Source organism: Cellulomonas sp. Marseille-Q8402 (assembly GCF_965119525.1).
Genome location: NZ_CBCPLX010000002.1, coordinates 1,625,110 through 1,646,506, shown reverse-complemented (window position 1 = coordinate 1,646,506; position 21,397 = coordinate 1,625,110). Strand labels below are relative to the sequence as shown.

The window sequence follows — 21,397 nt, the reverse complement described above, 5'->3', positions numbered from 1 at the left end:
GCCGGAGCGACTGCGCGCGGCATGAAATCCTGGGCGCGTGACCCTCACCTCTCCCCAGACCCGCAAGCTCGTGTTCCTGGACGTGGACGGCACCTACGCGGACCGCGGGGTGGTCCCGCCGGGGCACGCGGCGGCGGTGCGGGCGGCGCGCGCGGCGGGGCACCGGGTGCTGCTGTGCACGGGCCGCCCGAAGGCGATGCTGCCGGAGCGGATCCTCGGCGTGGGGTTCGACGGCCTCGTGGCGTCGGCGGGCGGGTACGTGGAGCTCGACGGCCGGGTGCTGGTCGACCAGCGGTTCCCCGAGGACCTCGCGGCGGTCGTGGTCGAGGTCCTCGACCAGCACGACGCCGCCTACGTCCTGGAGGCCCCGCAGGCGCTGTACGGCCGGCCCGGTGTGGACGCCCGGCTCACGGCGCTGCTCCGCGGCGACCTGCGGGACCCCGAGGCCGGCGGCACGACGGAGCACCCGCTGGACATCCTCGCGGCGCTGGAGATGTCGGACGACCTGTCCGGCTGCTCGTTCGCGAAGGTGTCGTACTTCGCGTCGCGCGCGCCGCGCCAGGTGCTGCTCGAGGCGATCGGGGACCGGGTCGGCATCCTCCCGAGCTCGGTGTCCGCACGGGGCGACAGCGCGGGCGAGATCTACCTGCAGGGCGTGCACAAGGCCCGCGGCATCGAGGCGGTCACCGCCGACCTCGGGGCGGACCGCGCCGACGTGATCGCGTTCGGCGACGGGCTGAACGACCTCGAGATGCTCGCGCACGCCGGCACCGGCGTGGCGATCGAGGGCGCGGACCCGCGGGTGCTGGCGGTCGCCGACCGGGTCGCGGCCGGGCCGGAGCGGGAGGGCCTGGTGGACGCGTTCGCCGAGCTCGGGCTGACCGCGTGACGGATCGCCAGCGCGTCGGCTGACGGGAGCAGGCCCGCGAGCGCCGGCGGTCCGGTCAGACCTCGCTGCTGACGCCGGCCCCGGCGGCAGCCGGCTCGGCGCCCGCCGCGGCGGCCGCCCGGCGCTCGCGTCGGCGGCGGCGGACCCGCACGACGAGGAACCACACGACCAGGACCGCGATCGCCCCGAGCACGAGGTTCGACAGGACGCCGCTCCACTCGGCGAGCACCGGCTCGATCGCGGGGCCGAACGCGTACCCGAGGCCGATCCAGAGGCCGTTCCACACCGCCGACCCGATGGTCGTGTAGAGGGTGAACGCCCAGAACGGCATCCGCTCGATCCCGGCGGGGATGGAGACGAAGCTCCGCACGAGCGGCACGCACCGTCCGGCGAGCACGGCGATCGGCCCCCAGCGCACGAAGAACCGCTCGGCCCGGTCGAAGTCGTCGGCGTCGAGCAGCGGCAGACGCGCGACCAGGGCCCGGGTCCGGGTCCGGCCGAGCGCGGCGCCGACGAACCACCAGATCCACGCGCCGAGCACCGCGCCGGCGGTCGCGGCGACGACCGCCCACCACAGGCTCATCCGGCCGTCGTAGGCGAGGAAGCCCGCGCCGGGGAGGACGGCCTCGGAGGGGATCGGCGGCACGAACGTCTCGATGAAGACGGCGGCGCCGACGCCCACCTCCCCGAGGGTCTCCATCAGGCTGAGCACCCAGCCGATGAAGCCGGAGTACTCGGCGGCGGGTGCGGCCACCTCGGCGGACAGGGCGGTGGCGTCGATGACGGCGCTCATGCGTCGGGGCTCCACGGGGTCGTCGGGGCGAGCACCCACCCTGACATGCCGGGACGCGTGGAGCGCCCGGCGTCACAGAACGTCCACACGGCCGCACGCAGGCCGGCACGCGCCGCACGCCGGGCGGAGGTGGCTCAGCGGTCGACGTCGAGCCGCAGCCACCGCGCCATCGCGCGGATCTCGCCGTCGACGGCCTCGCGGAGGTCGTCGTCGAAGGGCAGCTCCTCGTGGACGGCGTTCACCCGGAGGACCCCGGCCTTCCGGTCGGCGCCCTGCAGGCCCGCCCCGGCGCGCGTAGGTTCGTTCGGGTCGCGCCGACGCGAGGGGGTGGTGCGCGTGCCCGCCGGACCCGCCGCCCCCGAGGCGCGACGCCGGCGCGTGCTCCTCGCCGGGGTGCTGGTGGCGCTCGCCGCGCTCGCCCTCGCGGTGTGGTTCACGCGCGGCGACGGGCTGCGTGGCGACGGCCGGGGAGAGGACGGGCGGCCCGACGACGGCGCGACGACGGCGGCGGCGCCGCGCGAGGCGGAGGTGTGGCGCACGACGGCCGACGGCGACGTCCGCCTGGAGCGCGTCGCGACGGTGGCGCCGTCACCCGGTGCGGCGGCGGAGGACGTCGTCGCGGTGGACGGCGCGGACGAGGCGCAGGAGGTCCGCGGCTTCGGCGCGGCGCTGACGCAGTCGTCGGCGGCGCTGCTGCTCGCGATGTCCGAGGAGGCGCGGCGCGCGCTGCTCACGGAGCTGTTCGACCCGGCCGGGCCGACGCGCCTGTCGGTGCTCCGGCTCCCGCTGGGCGGGTCGGACTTCGTGGTGGACGCCGCGCGGACGTACGACGACCTGCCGCCCGGGGAGACCGACTGGGACCTGGAGCGGTTCAGCACCGCGGGCGACGAGCCGGGCGTGCGGTCGCTGCTGCGGGAGATCCGGGCGCTGGCGCCCGAGCTGGTGGTGGTGGCGTCGCCGTGGAGCCCGCCGGCGTGGCTCAAGACCTCCGGGAGCCTCGTGGGCGGCCGGCTGCTGGACGACGACCGCGCCTACCGGACGTACGCCGCGTACCTGGTCCAGGCGCTGCAGGAGTACGCCGCCGCCGGGGTGCCGATCGACGCGCTGACGGTGCAGAACGAGCCGCAGGCCCGCCACCCGGACGGGTACCCGGGCACCGACATGCCGGTGGCCGACCAGGTCCGCCTGGTCGGGGAGCTCGGTCCCGCGCTCGAGGAGGCCGGCCTCGAGACGCAGCTGCTCGCGTTCGACCACAACTGGTCGCTGCACCCGGGCGACGCCGCCGCGACCCCCGAGGGCGCCGACCCGGAGGCGGACTACGCGGCGCAGGTGCTCCGCAGCGCGGCGGCGCCGTGGCTCGACGGCGTCGCGTTCCACTGCTACTCGGGCGACGCGAGCGCGCAGGACGCGATCCGCGACGAGTTCCCGGGCCTGCCGATCTGGGTCACCGAGTGCTCGGGCTCGCACGCGCCCGGGACGCCGCCCGACCAGGTGTTCGCGGACACCCTCGCCTGGCAGGCGCGGAACCTGCTGGTCGGGTCGCTGGCGCACGGGGCCACCGCGGTGCTCACCTGGAACCTCGCCCTCGACACCGACGGCGGCCCGCACGTCGGCGGGTGCGCGACCTGCACGGGCGTGGTGACCGTCGACGGCGACGCGGTGTCCCGGAACGCCGAGCGGGACGTCCTGGCGCACGCGGCGCGGTTCGTGCCGCCCGGGTCCGTGCGGGTCGCGTCGACGTGGACAGCCGACGACGCCGTCGTCCAGGTGGCGTTCCGGACACCCGCCGGAGCGGTCGTCGTGCTGGCGCAGAACGACGGCGACGAGCGCCCGGTGGCCGTGGAGGTCGACGACGACCGGTTCCCGGTGGTGCTGGCGGCCCGGTCGCTGACGACCGTGGTGGTCGGGGGCCCCGGGGCCGCGCCGGAGCCCGTCGCGAGGGGCGCGCTGCCGGTGCCGGTCGACCTGTCCCACGCGGCTGACGCGGCTGACGTGCCCCACGCGGCGGTGTCGGCGGACCCGCCCGCGCCGTCCGACCCGTGCTGCGCGGAGGACGTCGCGGCCCGGGCGGTCGACGGCGATCCGAGTACGCGCTGGTCCTCGGGGCGGCCGCAGCGCGCGGGCGACGCGCTGCAGGTCGACCTCGGCGAGCCGGTCGCGGTGCGGTCGGTGGTGCTCGACGCGGGCGGCGGCGACTGGCCGCGCGGGTACGAGGTGCTCGTCAGCGACGACGGGGAGAGGTGGCGCGGTCCGGTCGCCGCGGGCGCCGGCGCCGGCGCGGTCACCGCGGCGACGCTCGACGGCGACGAGGTCCGGCACCTGCGCGTCCGTCTGACGGCCGACGCCGACCCGTGGTGGAGCGTGGCGGAGCTGCGCGTCTTCTCCTGAACCGCGCGGGCACCCACCGGACCGCATGTGTACGAACGTACACATCAGGCTAGGCTCGCCCGCATGACGACCGACTACTTCGCCGGGGACCCGCGCTCGAACGACGAGCGGATGCTCGCCGGGGACCTCTACATCTCCGACGACCCGACGATCATCGAGGCCCAGAAGCAGGCCGTCCGGCTCGCCGCGCGGTTCGCCGCCGCCTACGCCGAGGACCCGGACGCGGGCCAGGCCGTGCTGGCCGAGCTGTTCGGCCACGTGGGCGAGGGCACGCACGTGCGCGCCCCCGTGCACGTCGACTACGGCAACCGCGTGTCGGTGGGCAGCCGCACGTTCATCAACATGGGCCTGACCGCGCTCGACGTCGCACCGATCACCATCGGCGACGACTGCCAGATCGGCCCGCACGTGCAGCTGCTCACCCCGACGCACCCCGTCGACCCGCAGCCGCGGCGCGACAAGCTCGAGGCCGCGCAGCCCATCACCATCGGCGACAACGTCTGGCTCGGCGGCGGCGTGATCGTCTGCCCGGGCGTGACGATCGGCGACAACTCCGTGATCGGCGCCGGCTCCGTGGTGACGAAGGACGTCCCGGCGAACGTGGTGGCCGTCGGCAACCCGGCCCGCGTGATCCGCGAGAACATCTGACCGTGCCACCGACCGACCGCGGCCGGCGCGACCGGATCATCGACGCCTGCGTCGACGTGATCGCGCAGGACGGCGTCGACGGGACGTCGCACCGGCGGGTGGCGGCGGCGGCCGGCGTGCCGCTCGGGTCGATGACGTACTACTTCTCCGGGCGGGACGAGCTGCTCCGGGAGGCGCTCGGCCGGTTCGCGGACACGGTGGCGGACCGGTTCGCCGCACGGCTCGCGCAGGTCGAGCCGGGCGACCGCGAGGGCGGCGCGCGGGCGGTGGTGGAGCTGGTCCGGCGGGACGTCTTCCCGACCCAGCGCGAGCTCGTGCTGACCCACGAGCTCTACACGCTGGCGGCCCGCGACCCTGCCTACCGCGGCCTCACCAACGCGTGGATGGCCCGCAGCCGGGCGGCGCTCGAGCGGTGCTTCGACCCCGCGACGGCGCGCGTGCTCGACGCGCTCGTCGAGGGCCTGACCATCCACCGGGCGCTGGACGACCGGCCGGCCGACGACGCGGACGTCGAGCTCGCGGTGCGGCGCATCACGGGGACGTGACGCGACCCGCCGTGACGTGACGTGACGCAGCCCACCCCCGCCGATCCCGACCGCCCGGAAGGTCTGCCCGCCCCGCCGCGTTCGACGAGGACGTGACCCTCTTCTCCCCCGTCGCCCTGGGCGACCTGCAGCTGTCCAACCGCGTCGTCATGGCGCCCCTGACCCGGATGCGCGCCGACGCCGACGGCGTCCCGAACGACCTGCTGGTCGAGCACTACGCCCAGCGCGCGAGCACCGGCCTCATGGTCACCGAGGGCACGTTCCTCGACGCGGAGTCCCGCGCGTACCCGGCTCAGCCGGGCATCGCCACCGACGCGCAGGCCGCCGGCTGGGCCCGGGTGGCCGACGCGGTGCACGCCCGCGGCGGCCGGCTGGTCATGCAGCTCATGCACGGCGGGCGGGTCTCCCACCCGGCGATCACCGGGACCGACCGGGTGGTCGCGCCGAGCGCGATCGCCATCGCCGGCCAGGTGCACCTGCCCGACGGCACGAAGGCCGACCTGCCCGTCCCGCACGCGCTGAGCACGCAGGAGGCGGCGGGCGTCGTGGACACGTTCGTCGCCGCCGCCCGGCGCGCCGTCGACGCCGGCCTGGACGGGGTGGAGGTGCACGGCGCCAACGGCTACCTGCTGCACGAGTTCCTGTCGCCGGCCTCGAACGTCCGGGACGACCGGTACGGCGGCTCCCCCGAGCGCCGCGCGCGCCTGGTCGTCGACGTGGTCACCGCCGTCGCCGCCGAGGTGGGTGCCGGCCGCGTGGGCCTGCGGATCTCCCCGATGCACGACATCCAGGACGCGCTGGAGACCGATCTCGCCGACGTCGAGGCCACGTACGGGCACCTGGTCGACGCCCTCCGGCCGCTCGGCCTCGCGTACCTGAGCGTCCTGCACGCCGAGCCCGCGGGCGACCTCGTCCAGGGGCTGCGTGCCCGGTTCGGCGGCCCGCTGATGGCCAACACGGGCTTCTCGGAGATGACGACCCGTGACGAGGCCCTCGACCTGGTCACCCGCGGCACCGCCGAGGTGGTCGCCGTCGGCCGTGCGGCGATCGCGAACCCGGACCTGGTCGAGCGCTGGGCCGGCGAGCACCCGGAGAACGAGCCGAACCCGGCGACGTTCTACGCGAAGGGCGCGCTCGGCTACACGGACTACCCGTTCCTGACCGGCGCCCGCTGAACCTCGGGGGCCTGCCGGTCGGGTCGGACCCGGCAGGACCCGGGCCGGCGGCCGTCAGCCGACGTCGATCCCCACCGCGCGCGAGCACCGCTCGACCTCGTCGGCCGACAGCGTCAGGTCGGCCGCCGCGGCGGAGTCGGTGATGGACGCCGGCCGGCGCGAGCCGGGGATCGCGATCAGCACGTCGCTCAGCGCGAGCTCCCAGGCGAGCACGACGCGCTGCGGGCTCACCCCGTGGTCCCTCCCGATCTCGCTGAACACGCCGAACCGGTCGCCGACCTGCCGGGCGCCGCCGCCGGTCCCGCCGAGCGGGCTCCACGGCAGGAACGCGATGCCGTGCCGCTCGCAGTACCGGAGCTCGTCGTAGCTGCCGGGGTGCCGCGGGGAGAACTCGTTCTGCACGCTCACCAGGCCGCCCTCGCCGAGCACCTGCTGGGCGATCTCGATCTCCTCGACGCTGGCGTTGGAGATGCCGATCTCCCGGATCTTGCCCTCGGCCTTGAGCGTGGCGAGGTGCTCCATGATCTCGCCGTACACGATCCAGCGGTCGGGGCGGTGGTACTGGTACAGGTCGATCGCCTCGACGCCGAGCGCGCGCAGCGACCGCTCCACGGCACCGCGCAGGTAGGCGAGCGAACCGTCGCGCCCCCACTGCTCGCCCTCGCTGCGGGTGATGCCGCCCTTGGTGGTGACCAGCAGCTGCGAGGTGTCGCCGCCCCAGCTGCGGACGGCCTCGCCGACCAGGCGCTCGTTGTGCCCCATCTGGTCCCAGGAGGGCGCGTAGATGTCGGCGGTGTCGATGAGGGTGATGCCGGCGTCGAGGGCGGCGTGGATCGTCGCGATCGCGTCGGCGGGCTCGGGGTACACCTCGTCGTTGTTCATCGACAGCGGCATGGCGCCGAGGCCGATGGCGGAGACGGTGTACGGGCCGAGCGTGCGCTGCTGCATGTCGAGGACCTCCGGGGCGTCGGGACGGGCCGTCGCCCCGTCGGCGACGACCCGGTCCCCAGCATCGCCCCTCCGACCCGGTGCGGGCACCCGGGACCGTCAGCGGTCCAGGTACCCCAGGTGCTGCGCGCCGTACCGGTCGCCGTGCACGCCGACGCGCCGCGCCAGGGCGTCGAGGTCGGCGACGTCGTCCGCGGACAGCGCGACCTGCGTGGCACCGGCGTTCTCCTCGACCCGCGCCACCCGGCGGGTGCCCGGGATCGGGACGATCCACGGCTGCTGCGCGAGCAGCCAGGCGAGCGCGACCTGCGCGGGCGTCGCCCCGCGCTCCGCCGCGAGCCGGGCCACGTGGTCGACCAGGGCCTGGTTCGCCGCGCGGTTGTCCTCGGCGAACCGCGGGATGGTCGCCCGCACGTCGCCCTCCGCGAACGACGTGCCGGTGCCCACCGTCCCGGTGAGGAACCCCTTGCCGAGCGGGCTGAACGGGACGAACCCGATGCCGAGCTCCGCGAGCGCCGGCAGCACCTCGGGCTCCGGGTCGCGGGTCCACAGCGAGTACTCGCTCTGCACGGCGGTCACCGGGTGCACGGCGTGCGCGCGGCGGATGGTCGCCGCCGACGCCTCGGACAGCCCGAGGTGCCGCACCTTCCCCTCGGCCACCAGCTCCCCGACGGTCCCGGCGACGTCCTCGACGGGGACGCCGGGGTCGACCCGGTGCTGGTAGAAGAGGTCGATCACGTCGGTGCGCAGCCGCCGCAGCGACGCCTCCGCGACGCGCCGGATCTGCTCGGGCCGGCTGTCCAGGCCGACCGACCGCCCGTCCCGGACGTCCCAGCCGAACTTGGTCGCGATCACCACCTGGTCGCGGACCGGCGCGAGCGCCTCGCCGACCAGCTCCTCGTTGACGTACGGCCCGTAGACCTCGGCCGTGTCGACGAACGTGACGCCGCGGTCGACCGCCGCGCGCAGCACGCCGATCATGTCGTCGCGGGTCCCGGGGTTGGGTCCGTAGCTCTGGGACATGCCCATCGCCCCGAGACCGACGGCCGAGACCTGGAGCCCTCCCCCGGACGTGCCGAGCGTGCGTGCGTGCATGGTGCGCCTCCTCGTGGTCGTGACCGACGCTAGGCGGCGGCGCGGCGCGGAGGGAGACCCTGCGGGGACCCCCTTCGACGCCGCGCGCACCACTCTCCCGCGTGATCTCCGCCGGACCCCGGCCCGCCGGACCGTGCGGCGACTACAATGGTGCGAGCACTCCGCCCCGGTTCCGATGGCCGGGAGCTGCGTCCGAGGCCCGGCCTCGACACCCTTCGGGTCATCCCGCGTCCCCCCTGCGCGTGGTGGCAGGCGCGTGCGACATCTCCGGCGACACCGCCGCTCGGCTCCCCGCCGGCGAGAGGACACACGCTCGATGACCCAGGCCACGCTCCCCCCGGTCCAGACCCCGACCGCCGCCCCGGACGACTCGTACGTGATCGCGACCGACGAGGACGACGCCCCCGCAGCCGTCATCACCTCCGCCGGCGCGACCGCCGACCCGGTCAAGGACTACCTGCGCGCGATCGGCCGCGTCGCGCTGCTGTCGGCCGAGGAGGAGGTGCAGATCGCCCGCCGCATCGAGGCCGGCCAGATGGCGACGCACCTGCTCGAGACGGGCGGCGAGCACAAGGCCGCGACCCGCCGCGAGCTCCAGCTGATCGCCGCCGACGGCGACCGGGCGAAGCACCACCTGATCGAGGCGAACCTGCGCCTGGTCGTCTCCATCGCCAAGAAGTACACGGGCCGCGGGATGCTGTTCCTCGACCTGATCCAGGAGGGCAACTCGGGCCTGATCCGCGCGGTCGAGAAGTTCGACTACGCCAAGGGCTTCAAGTTCTCGACGTACGCCACCTGGTGGATCCGGCAGGCGATCACCCGCGGCATGGCGGACCAGGCCCGCACCATCCGCATCCCGGTGCACATGGTCGAGGTCATCAACAAGGTCGCCCGGCTGCACCGCGAGCTGTACCAGAAGGAGGGCCGCGAGCCCACGCCGGAGGAGCTCGGCGCGGTCCTGGACATGACGCCCGAGAAGATCGTCGAGGTGCAGGGCTACAGCCGCGAGCCCGTCGCCCTGGAGACCCCGCTGGGCACCGAGGGCGACAGCCAGCTCGGCGACCTGCTCGAGGACGGCGACGCGGTCGAGCCCATCGAGGCCGTGACCTTCAGCCTGATGCAGCAGCAGATCAAGTCGGTCCTCGACGGGCTGTCCGAGCGCGAGGGCGGCGTCATCACGATGCGGTTCGGCCTCACCAACGGCCAGCCGGCGACGCTCGACGAGATCGGCCGCGTGTACGGCGTCACCCGCGAGCGCATCCGGCAGATCGAGGCCAAGACGATGTCGAAGCTCCGGCACCCGTCCCGGGCCCAGGTCCTGCGCGACTACCTGGGCTGAGCACGGCGGCCCGTCACGCCCAGGGCGAGTCGACCGCGAGCTCCCGTGCGACGCTGCGGATCTCGTCGCGGGTGAGTCCCTGCGCGCCGCCGCCGGCGACCAGGTCCATGTACTCGTACCGGGCGCCGGTCTCGGCGTACTCGACGCGGTCGACGGCCCGGGTGACGGACACGTCGGACCGGGACATCGTGCCGTGCTTGGACCACAGCACGATCTCGTGCTCCCGCAGCCCGGCGACGTTCGCCGCCTGCAGCTCGGCCGAGCCCGGGACCATGAAGTCCAGGACGCCGACGCCCTGGGACAGCGACACGACCGACTCCGGCTCCCAGCGGAGGACCGCCGCGTTCATCGCCGCGGTGTCCCGGTAGGCGGGCACGTGCGACAGGTAGGTCAGGTGCGGCGGCTGCGCGTGCACGACGGCCTGGAAGCCGATCCCGCGCCGGGCGACCTGGTCCTGGTGCACGGCGAGGTGCGAGTTGAGCTCCGAGGTCAGGCGCTCGAACAGCCGGCGCGGTGACGTGTGCAGCGTCGCCGTGGTGCCGCCCTCGTGCACGCGCAGGGCGCCGATCGCGGCTTCGGGGTCGTCCTGGATCTGCCGCAGGCGCCGGCCGGAGCCGGTCGCGAGGACGGTGCGGCCGGCGAGCGCCGGGACGGGCACCGGCAGCGTGACCTCCTCGGTGACCGGGAACCGCCGTCGGAGCTCGACGTCCCACCCGAGGTAGACCGAGATGTTGCCGGCGCCGGCTTCGGACGCGTCGATGGCGCAGATGCGCGCACCGGCGTCGCCCATGGCGGCGAGCAGCTCGTCGAGCGCGGGGAACGGCGGGGTCAGGGGCATGGCGTGTCCTTCGGTGGGTGGTGTCGTCACGGCCGCAGGCGCTCCTCGGCCCGCTGCCACGACTGGTCGGATCCCCCGGGGTGGTGCTGGACGAGCTCCGCGGACGCGCGCACGACCTCGCGCACCGCGGCCAGACCCCCGGCGAGCTCGCCGAGGGCGAGCGCCTGGGTCAGCAGGTTGCCGATCGCCGTGCCCTCGGCGGGGCCGGCGACGACGGGCAGGCCGGTGGCGTCGGCGGTGAGCCGGCACAGCAGGTCGTTGCGCGACCCGCCGCCGACGACGTGCACGACCTCGACGGGCCGGCCGGAGAGCCGCACGGCGTCGCGGACCGCGCGGCGGTAGGCCAGCGCGAGCGAGTCGAGCACGCAGCGGGTCACGGCGGCCGGGCCGTCGGGCACCGGCTGGCCCGTGCGGCGCGCGGCCTCGGCGATCCGCGCGGGCATGTCGCCCGGCGGCGCGAAGACGGGGTCGTCGACGTCGACCACCGTGCGCAGCGCGGGGGCGTCGGCGGCGGCCGCGAGCAGCGCGGGCAGGTCCACGTCGGTCCCGGCGGCGGACCAGGTGCGGACGCACTCCTGCAGCAGCCACAGCCCGGCCACGTTGCGCAGGTACCGGACCGTGCCCGCGACCCCGAGCTCGTTCGTGAAGTTGGCGGCGCGGGACTCCGCGGTCAGCACGGGCGCGTCGAGCTCGACCCCGACGAGCGACCAGGTGCCCGACGAGATGTACGCCGCAGGCGCGCCGCCCATCGGCACGGCCGCGACGGCCGACGCGGTGTCGTGCGAGCCGACCGTCACGACCTGGGCACCGGCGAGCCCCAGCTCGCCGCCGACGCCCGGCAGCACCTCGCCCAGCACCGAGGCCGGGGGCACGACCGGCGCCAGCAGCCGGCTCGCGTCCGTGCCCGTCGCCGCGCGCAGGGCGTCGAGCACCACGGGGCTCCAGCGGCCGGTCCGGACGTCGAGCAGCCCGGTGGTGGAGGCGTTGGTCAGCTCCGTGACCTCCGCACCCGACAGCCAGTGCCCGAGCAGGTCGGGGATCAGCAGCAGGCGCCGGGCCGCGCGCTGCTGCGCCTCCCCCGCGCCCGCGGCGAGCTGGTAGACGGTGTTGAAGGGCTGCACCTGCGTGCCCGTCGCGGCGTAGTGGTCGCGGGGGGCGAGGTGCTCCGCGAGCCGTGCGGGCCAGCCGTCCGTGCGGGCGTCCCGGTAGTGCACCGGGTTGCCGAGCAGGGCGCCGTCGCCGTCGAGCAGGCCGTGGTCGACCGCCCAGGAGTCGACGGCGACGCTCGCGACGCCGCCGGGCAGCTCCCCGGCGGCGCGCAGGCCGTCGGTGACGCCGGCCCACAGGGCGAGCACGTCCCAGTGCAGCCGCGGGCCGGCGGGGGTGGGCACGGAGACGGGGCGGTTCGCGAACCGGGCGAGCTCCTGGGTGACGAGCCGGCCGCCCTCGAGGCGTCCGGCGATCACCCGCCCGCTCGACGCCCCGAGGTCGACGGCGACCAGTGACCGGGTGCCCATCGGGTCAGGCGCCCCAGCCCGCCTGGTGGCCGCCGACGCGGTCGGCGGCGATCCGCTCGCCGTAGCCCGACGCGCGGTAGGCGGCCACGGGGTCGCGCGGCAGGCCGCGGGACTCGCGCCAGTCCGCCAGGTCGGGACGCACGTCGGTGTAGAACGCGTCCATGTAGAGGCCGTTGGCGGCGAGCACGTCCCCGGCGTCCTGGGCCTCGCGCAGCGCCGCCTGGTCGATCAGCAGGGCGCGGGCCGTCATCTCCTGGACGTTGAGCACCGAGCGGATCTGCCCGGGGATCTTGTCCTCGATGTTGTGGCACTGGTCCAGCATGAACGCGACGTCGCTGCCCGCCTCGAGGCCGCCGCCGCGGACGACCTCGGCGATGATCCGGAACAGCTGGAACGGGTCGGCGGCGCCGACGATCAGGTCGTCGTCGGCGTAGAACCGCGAGTTGAAGTCGAACGACCCGAGCCGGCCCAGCCGCAGCAGCTGGGCCACGATGAACTCGATGTTGGTGGACGGGGCGTGGTGGCCGGTGTCCAGGCAGACCATCGCCCGCTCCCCCAGCGCGGTGACGTGCGCGTACGCCGTGCCCCAGTCCGGGACGTCCATCGTGTAGAAGTACGGCTCGAAGATCTTGTACTCCAGCACCAGCCGCTGGTGGTCGGCGAGCCGCGCGTAGATCTGCTGCAGGGACTCCGCCAGGCGGTCCTGCCGGCCCCGGATGTCGCCCTGACCCGGGTAGTTCGTGCCGTCGGGCAGCCAGATCTTCAGGTCCTGCGAGCCGGTCTCGTGCATCACGTCGATGCAGGCGTAGTGGTGGTCGACGGCCTTCTGCCGGATCCGCGGGTCCGTGTGCGTGAGCGAGCCGAGCTTGTAGTCGTCGTCCTGGAACGTGTTCGAGTTGATCGTCCCCAGCCGCACCCCGAGGTCCTCGGCGTACCGGCCCAGCTCCGCGAAGTCGTCGACCTGGTCCCACGGGATGTGCAGGGCCACGCTCGGGGCCAGGCCGGTCAGCGCGTTGACCTGGGCGGCGTCGGCCAGCTTCTCCTGCACGGTCCGCGGGGTGCCCGGCGTGGTGAACACCTTGAACCGGGTGCCGGCGTTCCCGAACGCCCACGACGGGAGCTCGATCGCCTGCCGGTGCAGCAGGTCGAGAGCGGCCTGATCGATGGCCATGAGACATCCTCCCTTGGATGACGAGGGCTGAATCGTTTCAGACCCCCGCGCCGAGGTCAAGCGAGCCCGCGGCGGCCGGCCGCCCGCGGCGGCCGGCCGCCCGCGGCCGGGCACCGCCGAGGTCGAGAGGTTGCCGCGACGTCGAGGGGTCGACCGCTCGACCTCGCGCCGAAGGCTCGACCTCGGCGGATGCGCGCGGTCAGGCGGGGACGCTGGTGTCGCGGACGACGAGCTCGGGCTGGAACACGACGTGGTCGCGGACCCGGCCGCCGTCCGCGTCCCGGGTCAGCAGCATGTCGGCGGCGCGCCAGCCCACGTCGTGCGCGGGCTGGCGCACCGACGTGAGCGGGGTGGCGAGCTCGGCCGCGATCTCGATGTCGTCGTAGCCGACCAGGGCGATCCGGCCGAGCAGGTCGGGACGGCGCCGGCGGATCTCCCGCTGCACCCCGATGGCCGCGAGGTCGTTCACGCAGAACACCGCGTGCGGCACCGGGTCCTCGTCCAGCAGCGGGGCGAAGGCCGCCGCCGCACCGCCCGCGTCGAGGGTGGGGATGCGGACCTCGCGGACCACGGCGTCGGGGTCGAGCCCGCGGCGTTCGACGGCGCGCTGCAGCCCGGCGAGGCGGTCGCGGCACTGCCGGATGGTGTGCGGGCCGTTGAGCATGACGATCCGCCGGTGCCCGAGCTCCAGCAGGTGCTCGCCCGCCAGCCGGCCGCCGGCGACGTCGTCGACCGACACCGACGCCAGCGAGTCGGTCGGCGACGCCATGTCGAGCATGACGGTGTGGATGCCGCGCGCCGCCAGCGCGAGCAGCGGGTCGATGTCGTCGCCCGTGGGCACGACCAGCAGGCCCGAGACGCCGTGCTCCTCGAACAGCCGCAGGTAGCGGGCCTCGCGCTCGGGGTCGTCGTCGGAGCTGGCCAGCATGAGCGTGTGGTTCGCCGTGGTCAGCCGGTCCTCGATGCCGCGCGCCACCTCGGTGAAGAACGGGTTGCGGATGTCCAGCACGAGGGCGCCGACGGTGGTGATGGTCCCGGCGCGCAGCTGGCGGGCCGAGGCGTTCGGCACGAAGGACAGCCGCTCGATGGCCTCGAGCACCCGCTCGCGCGTGGCGGGGGCGACCCGCTCGGGGCGGTTCAGCACGTTGGACACCGTGCCGACCGACACGCCGGCCAGGCGGGCGACGTCGCCGATCGAGCTGCGACGCGCGGCGGAGGTGGTCACGGGTGCTCCTGCGCGGGGTCTGCGGGCCGTCCGGCCGGGCGGCGCGGGCTGCGACCGTCCCGCGGCAGCATAGCCGCGCACCCGCTGCACCCCGTGGGCCCGCGGCTCGCGCCTTGACGCGGGACGACGACGCTGACTACCGTGATGAATCGATTCATCAACCCGACTGCTTGGAGACGACGATGTCGCAGCCCGCCGCCGACCTGATCGCGCGCTCGAACCGGCTCGGTGCCGACCCGCGCACGACCAACTACGCGGGTGGCAACACGTCGGCGAAGGGCACGGCCACCGATCCGGTCACGGGCACCGACGTGGAGCTGCTCTGGGTGAAGGGCTCGGGCGGCGACCTCGGCACGCTCACGGAGTCGGGGCTCGCGGTGCTGCGGCTCGACCGGGTGCGCGCGCTGACCCAGGTCTACCCCGGGGTCGACCGCGAGGACGAGATGGTCGCGGCGTTCGACTACTGCCTGCACGGCCGCGGCGGCGCGGCGCCCTCCATCGACACCGCGATGCACGGCCTGGTCGACGCGGCGCACGTCGACCACCTGCACCCCGACGCCGGTATCGCCCTCGCGACCGCTGCGGACGGCGAGGCGCTGACGGCGGAGATCTTCGGCGACGCGGTCGTCTGGGTGCCGTGGCGCCGGCCGGGGTTCCAGCTCGGCCTGGACATCGCGGCGATCAAGGCCGCCCACCCGCAGGCCGTCGGCTGCATCCTCGGCGGGCACGGCATCACCGCCTGGGGCGACACCTCCGACGAGGTCGAGCAGCGCTCGCTGCACATCATCCGCACCGCCGAGGCGTTCATCGAGGAACGCACCGCCCGCCTCGGCCGGCACCCGTTCGGGCACACCCGGCCGGGGTTCGGGGCGCTGCCCGACGACGAGCGCCGGGCCCGGGCCGCCGCGCTGGCGCCCGTGATCCGCGGGCTCGCGTCGACCGACCGCCCCCAGGTGGGGCACTGGACCGACGCCGACGTGGTGCTCGACTTCACCTCGCGCGAGGAGCTGGCGCGGCTCGCGGCGCTCGGCACCTCCTGCCCCGACCACTTCCTGCGGACCAAGGTCGCGCCGCTGGTGCTGGACCTGCCCGCGGACGCGCCGCTCGACGACGCCGTGGCGCGGCTCCGGGAGCTGCACGCCGCCTACCGCGAGGACTACCGCGCCTACTACGAGCGGCACGCCGGCCCGGACTCCCCCGCGATGCGCGGCGCCGACCCCGCGATCGTGCTGGTGCCCGGCGTCGGGATGTTCTCGTTCGGCAAGGACCAGCAGACCGCCCGCGTCGCCGGCGAGTTCTACGTCAACGCCATCAACGTGATGCGCGGCGCCGAGGCGATCAGCACCTACGCGCCCATCGAGGAGTCCGAGAAGTTCCGCATCGAGTACTGGGCGCTGGAGGAGGCCAAGCTCGCGCGGATGCCGAAGCCGAGACCGCTCGCGACCCGGGTGGCGCTGGTGACCGGCGCGGGCTCGGGCATCGGGCGGGCCATCGCCGAGCGGCTCGCCGCCGAGGGCGCGTGCGTGGTGGTCGCGGACGTCGACCTGGAGTCCGCGCAGGAGGTCGCGGCGTCGCTGGGCGGACCGGACGTGGCGGTCGCGGTGCACGCCGACGTCACCGACGAGGACGCCGTCGCGCGCCTGGTGCGGGAGTCGGTGCTGGCGTTCGGAGGTGTCGACCTGGTCGTGAACAACGCGGGGCTGTCCATCTCCAAGCCGCTCCTCGAGACCACCGTCCGCGACTGGGACCTGCAGCACGACGTCATGGCCCGCGGGTCGTTCCTGGTCTCCCGGGAGGCGGCGCGCGCGATGATCGCGCAGGGCATGGGCGGCGACATCGTCTACATCGCGTCCAAGAACTCCCTGTTCGCCGGACCGAACAACGTCGCGTACTCCGCGACCAAGGCCGACCAGGCGCACCAGGTGCGGCTGCTCGCGGCCGAGCTCGGCGAGCACGGCATCCGGGTCAACGGCGTCAACCCCGACGGCGTGGTCCGTGGCTCGGGCATCTTCGCCGGCGGCTGGGGTGCGCAGCGCGCCGCGACCTACGGCGTGCCGGAGTCGGAGCTCGGCGCGTACTACGCGCAGCGGACGCTGCTGAAGCGCGAGGTGCTGCCGGAGCACGTCGCCGCCGCGGTCGTCGCCCTGACCGGCCCCGACCTGGTGCAGACCACGGGCCTGCACGTGCCCGTGGACTCCGGCGTCGCCGCCGCATTCCTGCGCTGACCCCCGAGCACCGGAGAATCGAGCCATGACCCAGCGCCAGATCCCGAAGTGGTCCGAGCTGCGCCCGCTGCTGCGCGCCAAGCCGATCCGCCTGGACCCGACCGAGCGCCGCCTCGCCGACGCCCTCACCATCGGCGACCTGCGGAAGGTCGCCCGCCGCCGCACCCCGCGGTCGGTGTTCGACTACACCGACGGCGCCGCCGAGGCCGAGATCAGCCTGCGCCGCGTCCGCTCGCTGTTCCGGCAGCTCGAGCTCCGGCCGTCGATCCTGCAGGACGTGTCCGCGATCGACACCAGCACCGAGATGCTCGGCAAGCCCGCGGCGGTGCCGTTCTCGTTCGCGCCCACCGGGTTCACCCGGATGATGCACCACGAGGGCGAGCGCGCGGTGGTCCGCGTCGCCGAACGCCGCGGCATCCCCTACGCCCTCTCCACGATGGGCACGACGTCCATCGAGGACGTCGCCGCCGCCGCGCCCGACGCCCGCAAGTGGTTCCAGCTCTACGTGTGGAAGGACCGGTCGGCGGGCGAGGACCTGATGGCCCGCGCGAAGGCCGCCGGGTTCGAGGCGCTGCAGCTCACCGTCGACGTCCCCGTCGCCGGCGCGCGGCTGCGCGACACCCGCAACGGCTTCTCCATCCCGCCCGCGCTGTCCGTCAAGACCGTCCTCGACGCCGGGACGCACCCGGCCTGGTGGATCAACCTGCTGACCACCGCTCCCCTGACGTTCGCGTCGCTGCAGACCTGGGACGGCACCGTCGCCGAGCTGCTGGACAAGCTGTTCGACCCGACGATGACCATCGCCGACCTCGAGTGGCTCCGGGCGTCCTGGGACGGCCCGCTGATCATCAAGGGCATCCAGACCGTCGAGGACGCCCGCCGGGTGGTCGACGCGGGCGCCGACGCGATCGTGCTGTCCAACCACGGCGGCCGGCAGCTGGACCGGGCGCCGGTGCCGCTGCGGCTGCTGCCCGACGTCCAGGAGGCCGTCGGCGACCGCGCCGAGGTGTGGGTCGACACCGGCATCATGTCGGGCGCGGACGTCGTCGCCGCGCTGGCGCTCGGCGCCGACGCGACCATGGTCGGCCGCGCCTACCTGTACGGGCTGATGGCCGGCGGCGAGCGCGGCGTCGACCGGGCGGCGGAGATCCTCACCCGCGAGGTCCGGCGGACGATGGCGTTGCTCGGGGTACGCAGCGTCGCGGAGCTCGGCCCCCAGCACGTCCGGCTGCCGTAGCGGGGTCCCACCTGCGGGGGATGCCGGCTCCGCCGGGTACCGCGCGCGGCGTAGGCGACGATGGGCTCGGCGGTGGATCCGCCCGCGGCCTGCGGGCGGCAGGCTGGTGGTGTCCCCGCCGCCCGGGCGGGACGGACCCGCAGGAGACGCCGTGCCCGCACCGCTGGAGCCGTGGTACGCCGCGCTCGACCTGACCGCCGATTCCGCCACGCCGGTGCACGCGCGCGACTGGGCCGACGCGTGCGCCGCCCGCGCGGGTGTCGCCCCGCAGCACCGCCCGGCGGTCCGCCGCGTGGCGACCGAGCTCGCGCGGGAGGCCGCGCTGCGCGCCGCGGACGGCGACGTGGTCCGGGTGGAGATCGACGTCGTCGGTCCCGTCGTGCGCCTGTCCGCCCGGGGGCCGGCCGGCACGCAGCGGCTCGGGTCCCGCGCGGTCGAGGCGCTGCGGGCCGCGGTCGAGTGGGGCGTGCAGCGCGCCGCCGGGAACACGCGCCTGGTGTGGTGCCACGTCGAGGTCGCCTGACGCACCCTGTCAGCCGAGCAGGACGACCTGCTCGTCCCGCAGCCCGAACAGCCGGCCGTCCCGCACGAACAGCGAGGCCGCCTCCTCGGGCAGCGGCGTCGACCAGCTGCGGCGCCCGTCCGCCAGGGCGTACGCCACCAGGACGCGCTCCCCGGTCCCGGTGTCCCGCTCGACCCGCAGCAGCGAGACCCCGTCGGACGTGACGCCCCCGTCCGTCCCGCCGGCGGTGGCCCAGCGCTCGGCACCGGTGGCCGCGTCCAGCGCCCGCACGGTGGGGCCGTCCGACACGTGGAGCACCCCGTCGAGCAGCACGGCGCCCCCGACCAGGGCCTGGTCCATCGGGACCGCCCACCGCTGCTCGCCGGTCGCGGCGTCGACGCCGAGCAGCGTGCCGCCCATCGACCCGTCGAACCGCCAGAGCAGCAGCACGTCGGGGACGCTGCCGTCGTCGATCCCGAGCAGCACCGGCGTCGCGTCGAGCTCGGCGCCCACCTCGCCGTCCGGCCCGAAGACGCGGGCGCTGCTGCTGCCCGCGACGTCGACCAGCCGCCCGCCGCTGCGCGGTGCCTGCAGGTCCGTGCCGGACGCCTCGACGCGCCCGTCGGCGGGGTCGAGCGCCCAGGTGGCCGTCGCCACCCCGATCAGGACGTGCCCGTCCAGCCGGCGGAGCGTCGCCGCGGCGGCGTGGTCCGTGCCCGCGGCGGGGATCTCGGTGCGCCAGAGCGGGTCGCCGGTGGCCAGGTCCGTCCCCGTGACCACCAGCGCGTCCGGCGTGGCCGCCCACCCGTCGACCTGCACCAGCACGTCGCCCGCGACGGTGACGGACGTCCCGTCCGGCAGGTCGCGGACCGGCTGCACCGTGCGCGCCGCGAGGTCGGCCTGCAGCAACTGCGACCGCACGGTCAGGGTGCCGACCATCGGGTCGATCTGCTGGGTGGTCGCGACGCACGCCAGCGTGCGGGCGGGGTCGCCGTCCGGTGCGCAGTCGACCGAGGCCGACGCCGAGATGCCCTCCGGCGGTCCCTGCAGCGTCACGCGCCACGCCTCGCTGCCGTCGGCGGCGTCGAGCGCGACGAGCTCCCACCCCGCCGCCGGGGTGAGCACCGCGCCGGCCAGCAGCCCGTCCTCGGTCCGCGCCGGGTCGCTCAGCACGGCCGTCGCGTCCGCCGCGCCCCAGGCCGTCGCCGTCAGCGGCGGGGTCACCGTGGTCCCGATGACGGACGCGGTCGCGCGCAGCGGGGCGACCGCGGCCCGCTCACGGGCGTCGTCGACCACCTGCCACGCGACGACGCCGACGGCCGCGGCGACCGGCAGCGGCCACCACCGGCGCAGCAGCCGCCCCACCCGGGCACGCCGCGCCGCGGTCCGGTCGGGCTGCGCGGGCGCGTCCCGCCCCGGCTCGTCCACCAGCTCCACGTCCACCTGCTGCGCCCCCACCCCGTCACCGTACGGGTGCGGGCCGGTCCCGCGGTGAGTTCCCGCCGCGACGTGCCCGGTACGACGTCCCGGCGTGACGTCTGCGGCCCGATCGACCGCGGCGGGTGATGCCGCGCCCGGGTCCGCGGGCCACGGTGGGACGACGACCGTACCCAGGAGGCACGATGTCCGGCCACGGCACGCACCCCTTCCGGTTCTCCCCCGACGACGACCAGGAGCGCGAGATCCGCTCGGTGATCGGGCACGCGGGCACCGGTGCCGCCGACGTGGGCGAGGTGCTGGCCGCCGTCGAGGGCGTCCGCGGGAAGGACCACGACGCGTGGTTCACCGCGTGGCACGACCTCGGCGAGCGCCTGGTGCGGCAGGCCGACGCGTCCGCCGCCGCCGGGCACACCGCGAGCGCCGCGGCGGCCTACCTGCGGGCGTCGACGTACCTCGCGACCGCGGTGAATGCCGTCGCGGCGCTGGAGTCCCAGGACGCGCTGCTGCCGGCGTTCCGCGCGCACCGGCAGGCGTGGGACCGGTGGCTGGACGCCTCGGGGCTGGACGTCGAGCGGGTGCGGTTGCCCTACGAGGACGGCGCGCTGCCGGGGTACCTGTTCCGCGCGCCGGGCAGCCGCCCGCGCCCCACCGTGGTCGCCGTGAACGGCAGCGACGGCTCGCTCACCTCGATGTGGCGCGCCTGCGTGGCCGGTGCGCTGCGCCGCGGGTACCACGCGCTGGTGTTCGACGGTCCCGGCCAGCAGTCGATGCTGTTCGAGCACGACGTCCCGTTCCGGCCCGACTGGGAGAAGGTGCTCACCCCGGTGCTCGACGCCCTGCTGACCCGCCCGGAGGTCGACGCGGACCGCGTCGCCGTCTACGGGATCAGCCAGGCCGGCTACTGGGTCGCGCGGGCCCTCGCGTTCGAGCACCGGCCGGTCGCGGCCGTCGTCGACCCGGGCGTCGTGGACGTGGCGGCGTCGTGGGAGCAGGAGGTGCCGGGGAGCCTGCTCAAGCTGCTCGACAAGGGCGAGGACCACGCGTTCGACCGCGACATGGCGATCGGCATGCGGATGTCGAAGGGCACCGCCGCGCGCTGGCGGTTCCGCGCCCGCCCGTACGGCGTCGACGGCTACGCGGCGACGATGCGCGAGGTGCGCCGGTACGACGTGAGCGACGTGGCCGCGCGGATCACCACGCCGCTGCTCATCACCGACCCGGAGGGCGAGCCGTTCTGGCCCGGGCAGTCCCTGCGGCTGGCCGCGCTCACCGGCGGTGCGTCGACGGTCCTGCCGTTCACGGCGGCCGAGGGTGCGGACGGGCACTGCCAGCCGCTGGCGCGGGCGCTGACCGAGGAGCGCGTGTTCGACTGGCTGGACGGGTACCTCGGCGGCTGACCTGTCGCGGCCGTGCCTGACACAC

General features: G+C 75.4%; 17 protein-coding genes and 1 pseudogene. 10 read left to right on the top strand and 8 right to left on the bottom strand.

Features of this window, described 5'->3' with window-relative positions:
• Window positions 1-37: 37 nt before the first annotated feature.
• On the top strand, window positions 38-889 hold the full coding sequence (locus tag ACWPWW_RS18540) for an HAD hydrolase family protein (RefSeq protein ID WP_454051792.1): 852 nt from the start codon (window positions 38-40) through the stop codon (window positions 887-889).
• Window positions 890-944: 55 nt separating this feature from the next.
• Here the strand turns inward: ACWPWW_RS18540 and ACWPWW_RS18535 are convergent, their stop codons facing one another.
• Window positions 945-1,682, bottom strand: coding sequence for a DedA family protein (locus tag ACWPWW_RS18535; protein ID WP_454051791.1), 738 nt, complete (start codon window positions 1,680-1,682; stop codon window positions 945-947).
• A 336-nt stretch (window positions 1,683-2,018) separates the two neighbouring features.
• On the opposite strand from ACWPWW_RS18535, the gene ACWPWW_RS18530 reads away from it, so the two are divergent.
• The 4 genes from ACWPWW_RS18530 (at window position 2,019) to ACWPWW_RS18515 (ending at window position 6,438) form a co-directional block, all read left to right on the top strand.
• Window positions 2,019-4,070, top strand: coding sequence for a discoidin domain-containing protein (locus ACWPWW_RS18530; RefSeq protein ID WP_454051790.1), 2,052 nt, complete (start codon window positions 2,019-2,021; stop codon window positions 4,068-4,070).
• Between the two features lie 63 nt (window positions 4,071-4,133).
• Complete coding sequence (locus ACWPWW_RS18525; RefSeq protein WP_454051789.1) at window positions 4,134-4,718, top strand: sugar O-acetyltransferase; 585 nt, start codon at window positions 4,134-4,136, stop codon at window positions 4,716-4,718.
• Window positions 4,719-4,720: 2 nt separating this feature from the next.
• Window positions 4,721-5,263, top strand: a complete 543-nt coding sequence (locus ACWPWW_RS18520) for a TetR/AcrR family transcriptional regulator (RefSeq protein ID WP_454051788.1) — start codon at window positions 4,721-4,723, stop codon at window positions 5,261-5,263.
• 92 nt (window positions 5,264-5,355) lie between these two features.
• The gene (locus ACWPWW_RS18515) at window positions 5,356-6,438 is read left to right on the top strand and encodes an alkene reductase (protein WP_454051787.1); all 1,083 of its coding nucleotides are present in this window, start codon (window positions 5,356-5,358) and stop codon (window positions 6,436-6,438) included.
• 54 nt (window positions 6,439-6,492) lie between these two features.
• Here ACWPWW_RS18515 and ACWPWW_RS18510 read toward each other — a convergent pair whose 3' ends face one another.
• A complete protein-coding gene (locus ACWPWW_RS18510; RefSeq protein WP_454051786.1) occupies window positions 6,493-7,386 on the bottom strand; it encodes an aldo/keto reductase in 894 nt (297 codons plus the stop codon).
• A 99-nt stretch (window positions 7,387-7,485) separates the two neighbouring features.
• Window positions 7,486-8,481 carry an aldo/keto reductase gene (locus ACWPWW_RS18505; RefSeq protein ID WP_454051785.1) on the bottom strand — a complete coding sequence of 332 codons (996 nt, stop codon included), beginning with the start codon at window positions 8,479-8,481 and terminating at the stop codon, window positions 7,486-7,488.
• Window positions 8,482-8,866: 385 nt separating this feature from the next.
• On the opposite strand from ACWPWW_RS18505, the pseudogene ACWPWW_RS18500 reads away from it, so the two are divergent.
• Window positions 8,867-9,820, top strand: a pseudogene (locus ACWPWW_RS18500) (RNA polymerase sigma factor); the annotation flags it as partial.
• Between the two features lie 13 nt (window positions 9,821-9,833).
• On the opposite strand, the gene ACWPWW_RS18495 reads toward ACWPWW_RS18500, so the two are convergent.
• From ACWPWW_RS18495 to ACWPWW_RS18480, 4 genes are all read right to left on the bottom strand, one after another.
• Window positions 9,834-10,658, bottom strand: coding sequence for a class II aldolase/adducin family protein (locus ACWPWW_RS18495; RefSeq protein WP_454051784.1), 825 nt, complete (start codon window positions 10,656-10,658; stop codon window positions 9,834-9,836).
• A gap of 26 nt (window positions 10,659-10,684) precedes the next feature.
• Entirely contained in the window at window positions 10,685-12,175 is a 1,491-nt protein-coding gene (locus tag ACWPWW_RS18490) for a rhamnulokinase (protein ID WP_454051783.1), read from the bottom strand.
• Between the two features lie 4 nt (window positions 12,176-12,179).
• Complete coding sequence (gene rhaI / locus ACWPWW_RS18485; RefSeq protein ID WP_454051782.1) at window positions 12,180-13,346, bottom strand: L-rhamnose isomerase; 1,167 nt, start codon at window positions 13,344-13,346, stop codon at window positions 12,180-12,182.
• A 199-nt stretch (window positions 13,347-13,545) separates the two neighbouring features.
• Window positions 13,546-14,571 carry a LacI family DNA-binding transcriptional regulator gene (locus ACWPWW_RS18480; protein ID WP_454051781.1) on the bottom strand — a complete coding sequence of 342 codons (1,026 nt, stop codon included), beginning with the start codon at window positions 14,569-14,571 and terminating at the stop codon, window positions 13,546-13,548.
• Window positions 14,572-14,753: 182 nt separating this feature from the next.
• Here ACWPWW_RS18480 and ACWPWW_RS18475 point away from each other — a divergent pair, with 182 nt between their 5' ends.
• From ACWPWW_RS18475 to ACWPWW_RS18465, 3 genes are all read left to right on the top strand, one after another.
• Window positions 14,754-16,796 carry a bifunctional aldolase/short-chain dehydrogenase gene (locus tag ACWPWW_RS18475; protein WP_454051780.1) on the top strand — a complete coding sequence of 681 codons (2,043 nt, stop codon included), beginning with the start codon at window positions 14,754-14,756 and terminating at the stop codon, window positions 16,794-16,796.
• A gap of 25 nt (window positions 16,797-16,821) precedes the next feature.
• Window positions 16,822-18,033, top strand: coding sequence for an alpha-hydroxy acid oxidase (locus ACWPWW_RS18470; protein ID WP_454051779.1), 1,212 nt, complete (start codon window positions 16,822-16,824; stop codon window positions 18,031-18,033).
• A 151-nt stretch (window positions 18,034-18,184) separates the two neighbouring features.
• Window positions 18,185-18,556 carry a hypothetical protein gene (locus ACWPWW_RS18465; RefSeq protein WP_454051778.1) on the top strand — a complete coding sequence of 124 codons (372 nt, stop codon included), beginning with the start codon at window positions 18,185-18,187 and terminating at the stop codon, window positions 18,554-18,556.
• A gap of 9 nt (window positions 18,557-18,565) precedes the next feature.
• Here ACWPWW_RS18465 and ACWPWW_RS18460 read toward each other — a convergent pair whose 3' ends face one another.
• Complete coding sequence (locus ACWPWW_RS18460; RefSeq protein WP_454051777.1) at window positions 18,566-19,993, bottom strand: outer membrane protein assembly factor BamB family protein; 1,428 nt, start codon at window positions 19,991-19,993, stop codon at window positions 18,566-18,568.
• Window positions 19,994-20,157: 164 nt separating this feature from the next.
• Here ACWPWW_RS18460 and ACWPWW_RS18455 point away from each other — a divergent pair, with 164 nt between their 5' ends.
• A complete protein-coding gene (locus ACWPWW_RS18455; protein WP_454051776.1) occupies window positions 20,158-21,372 on the top strand; it encodes an alpha/beta hydrolase family protein in 1,215 nt (404 codons plus the stop codon).
• The last annotated feature ends 25 nt before the right edge of the window (window positions 21,373-21,397 follow it).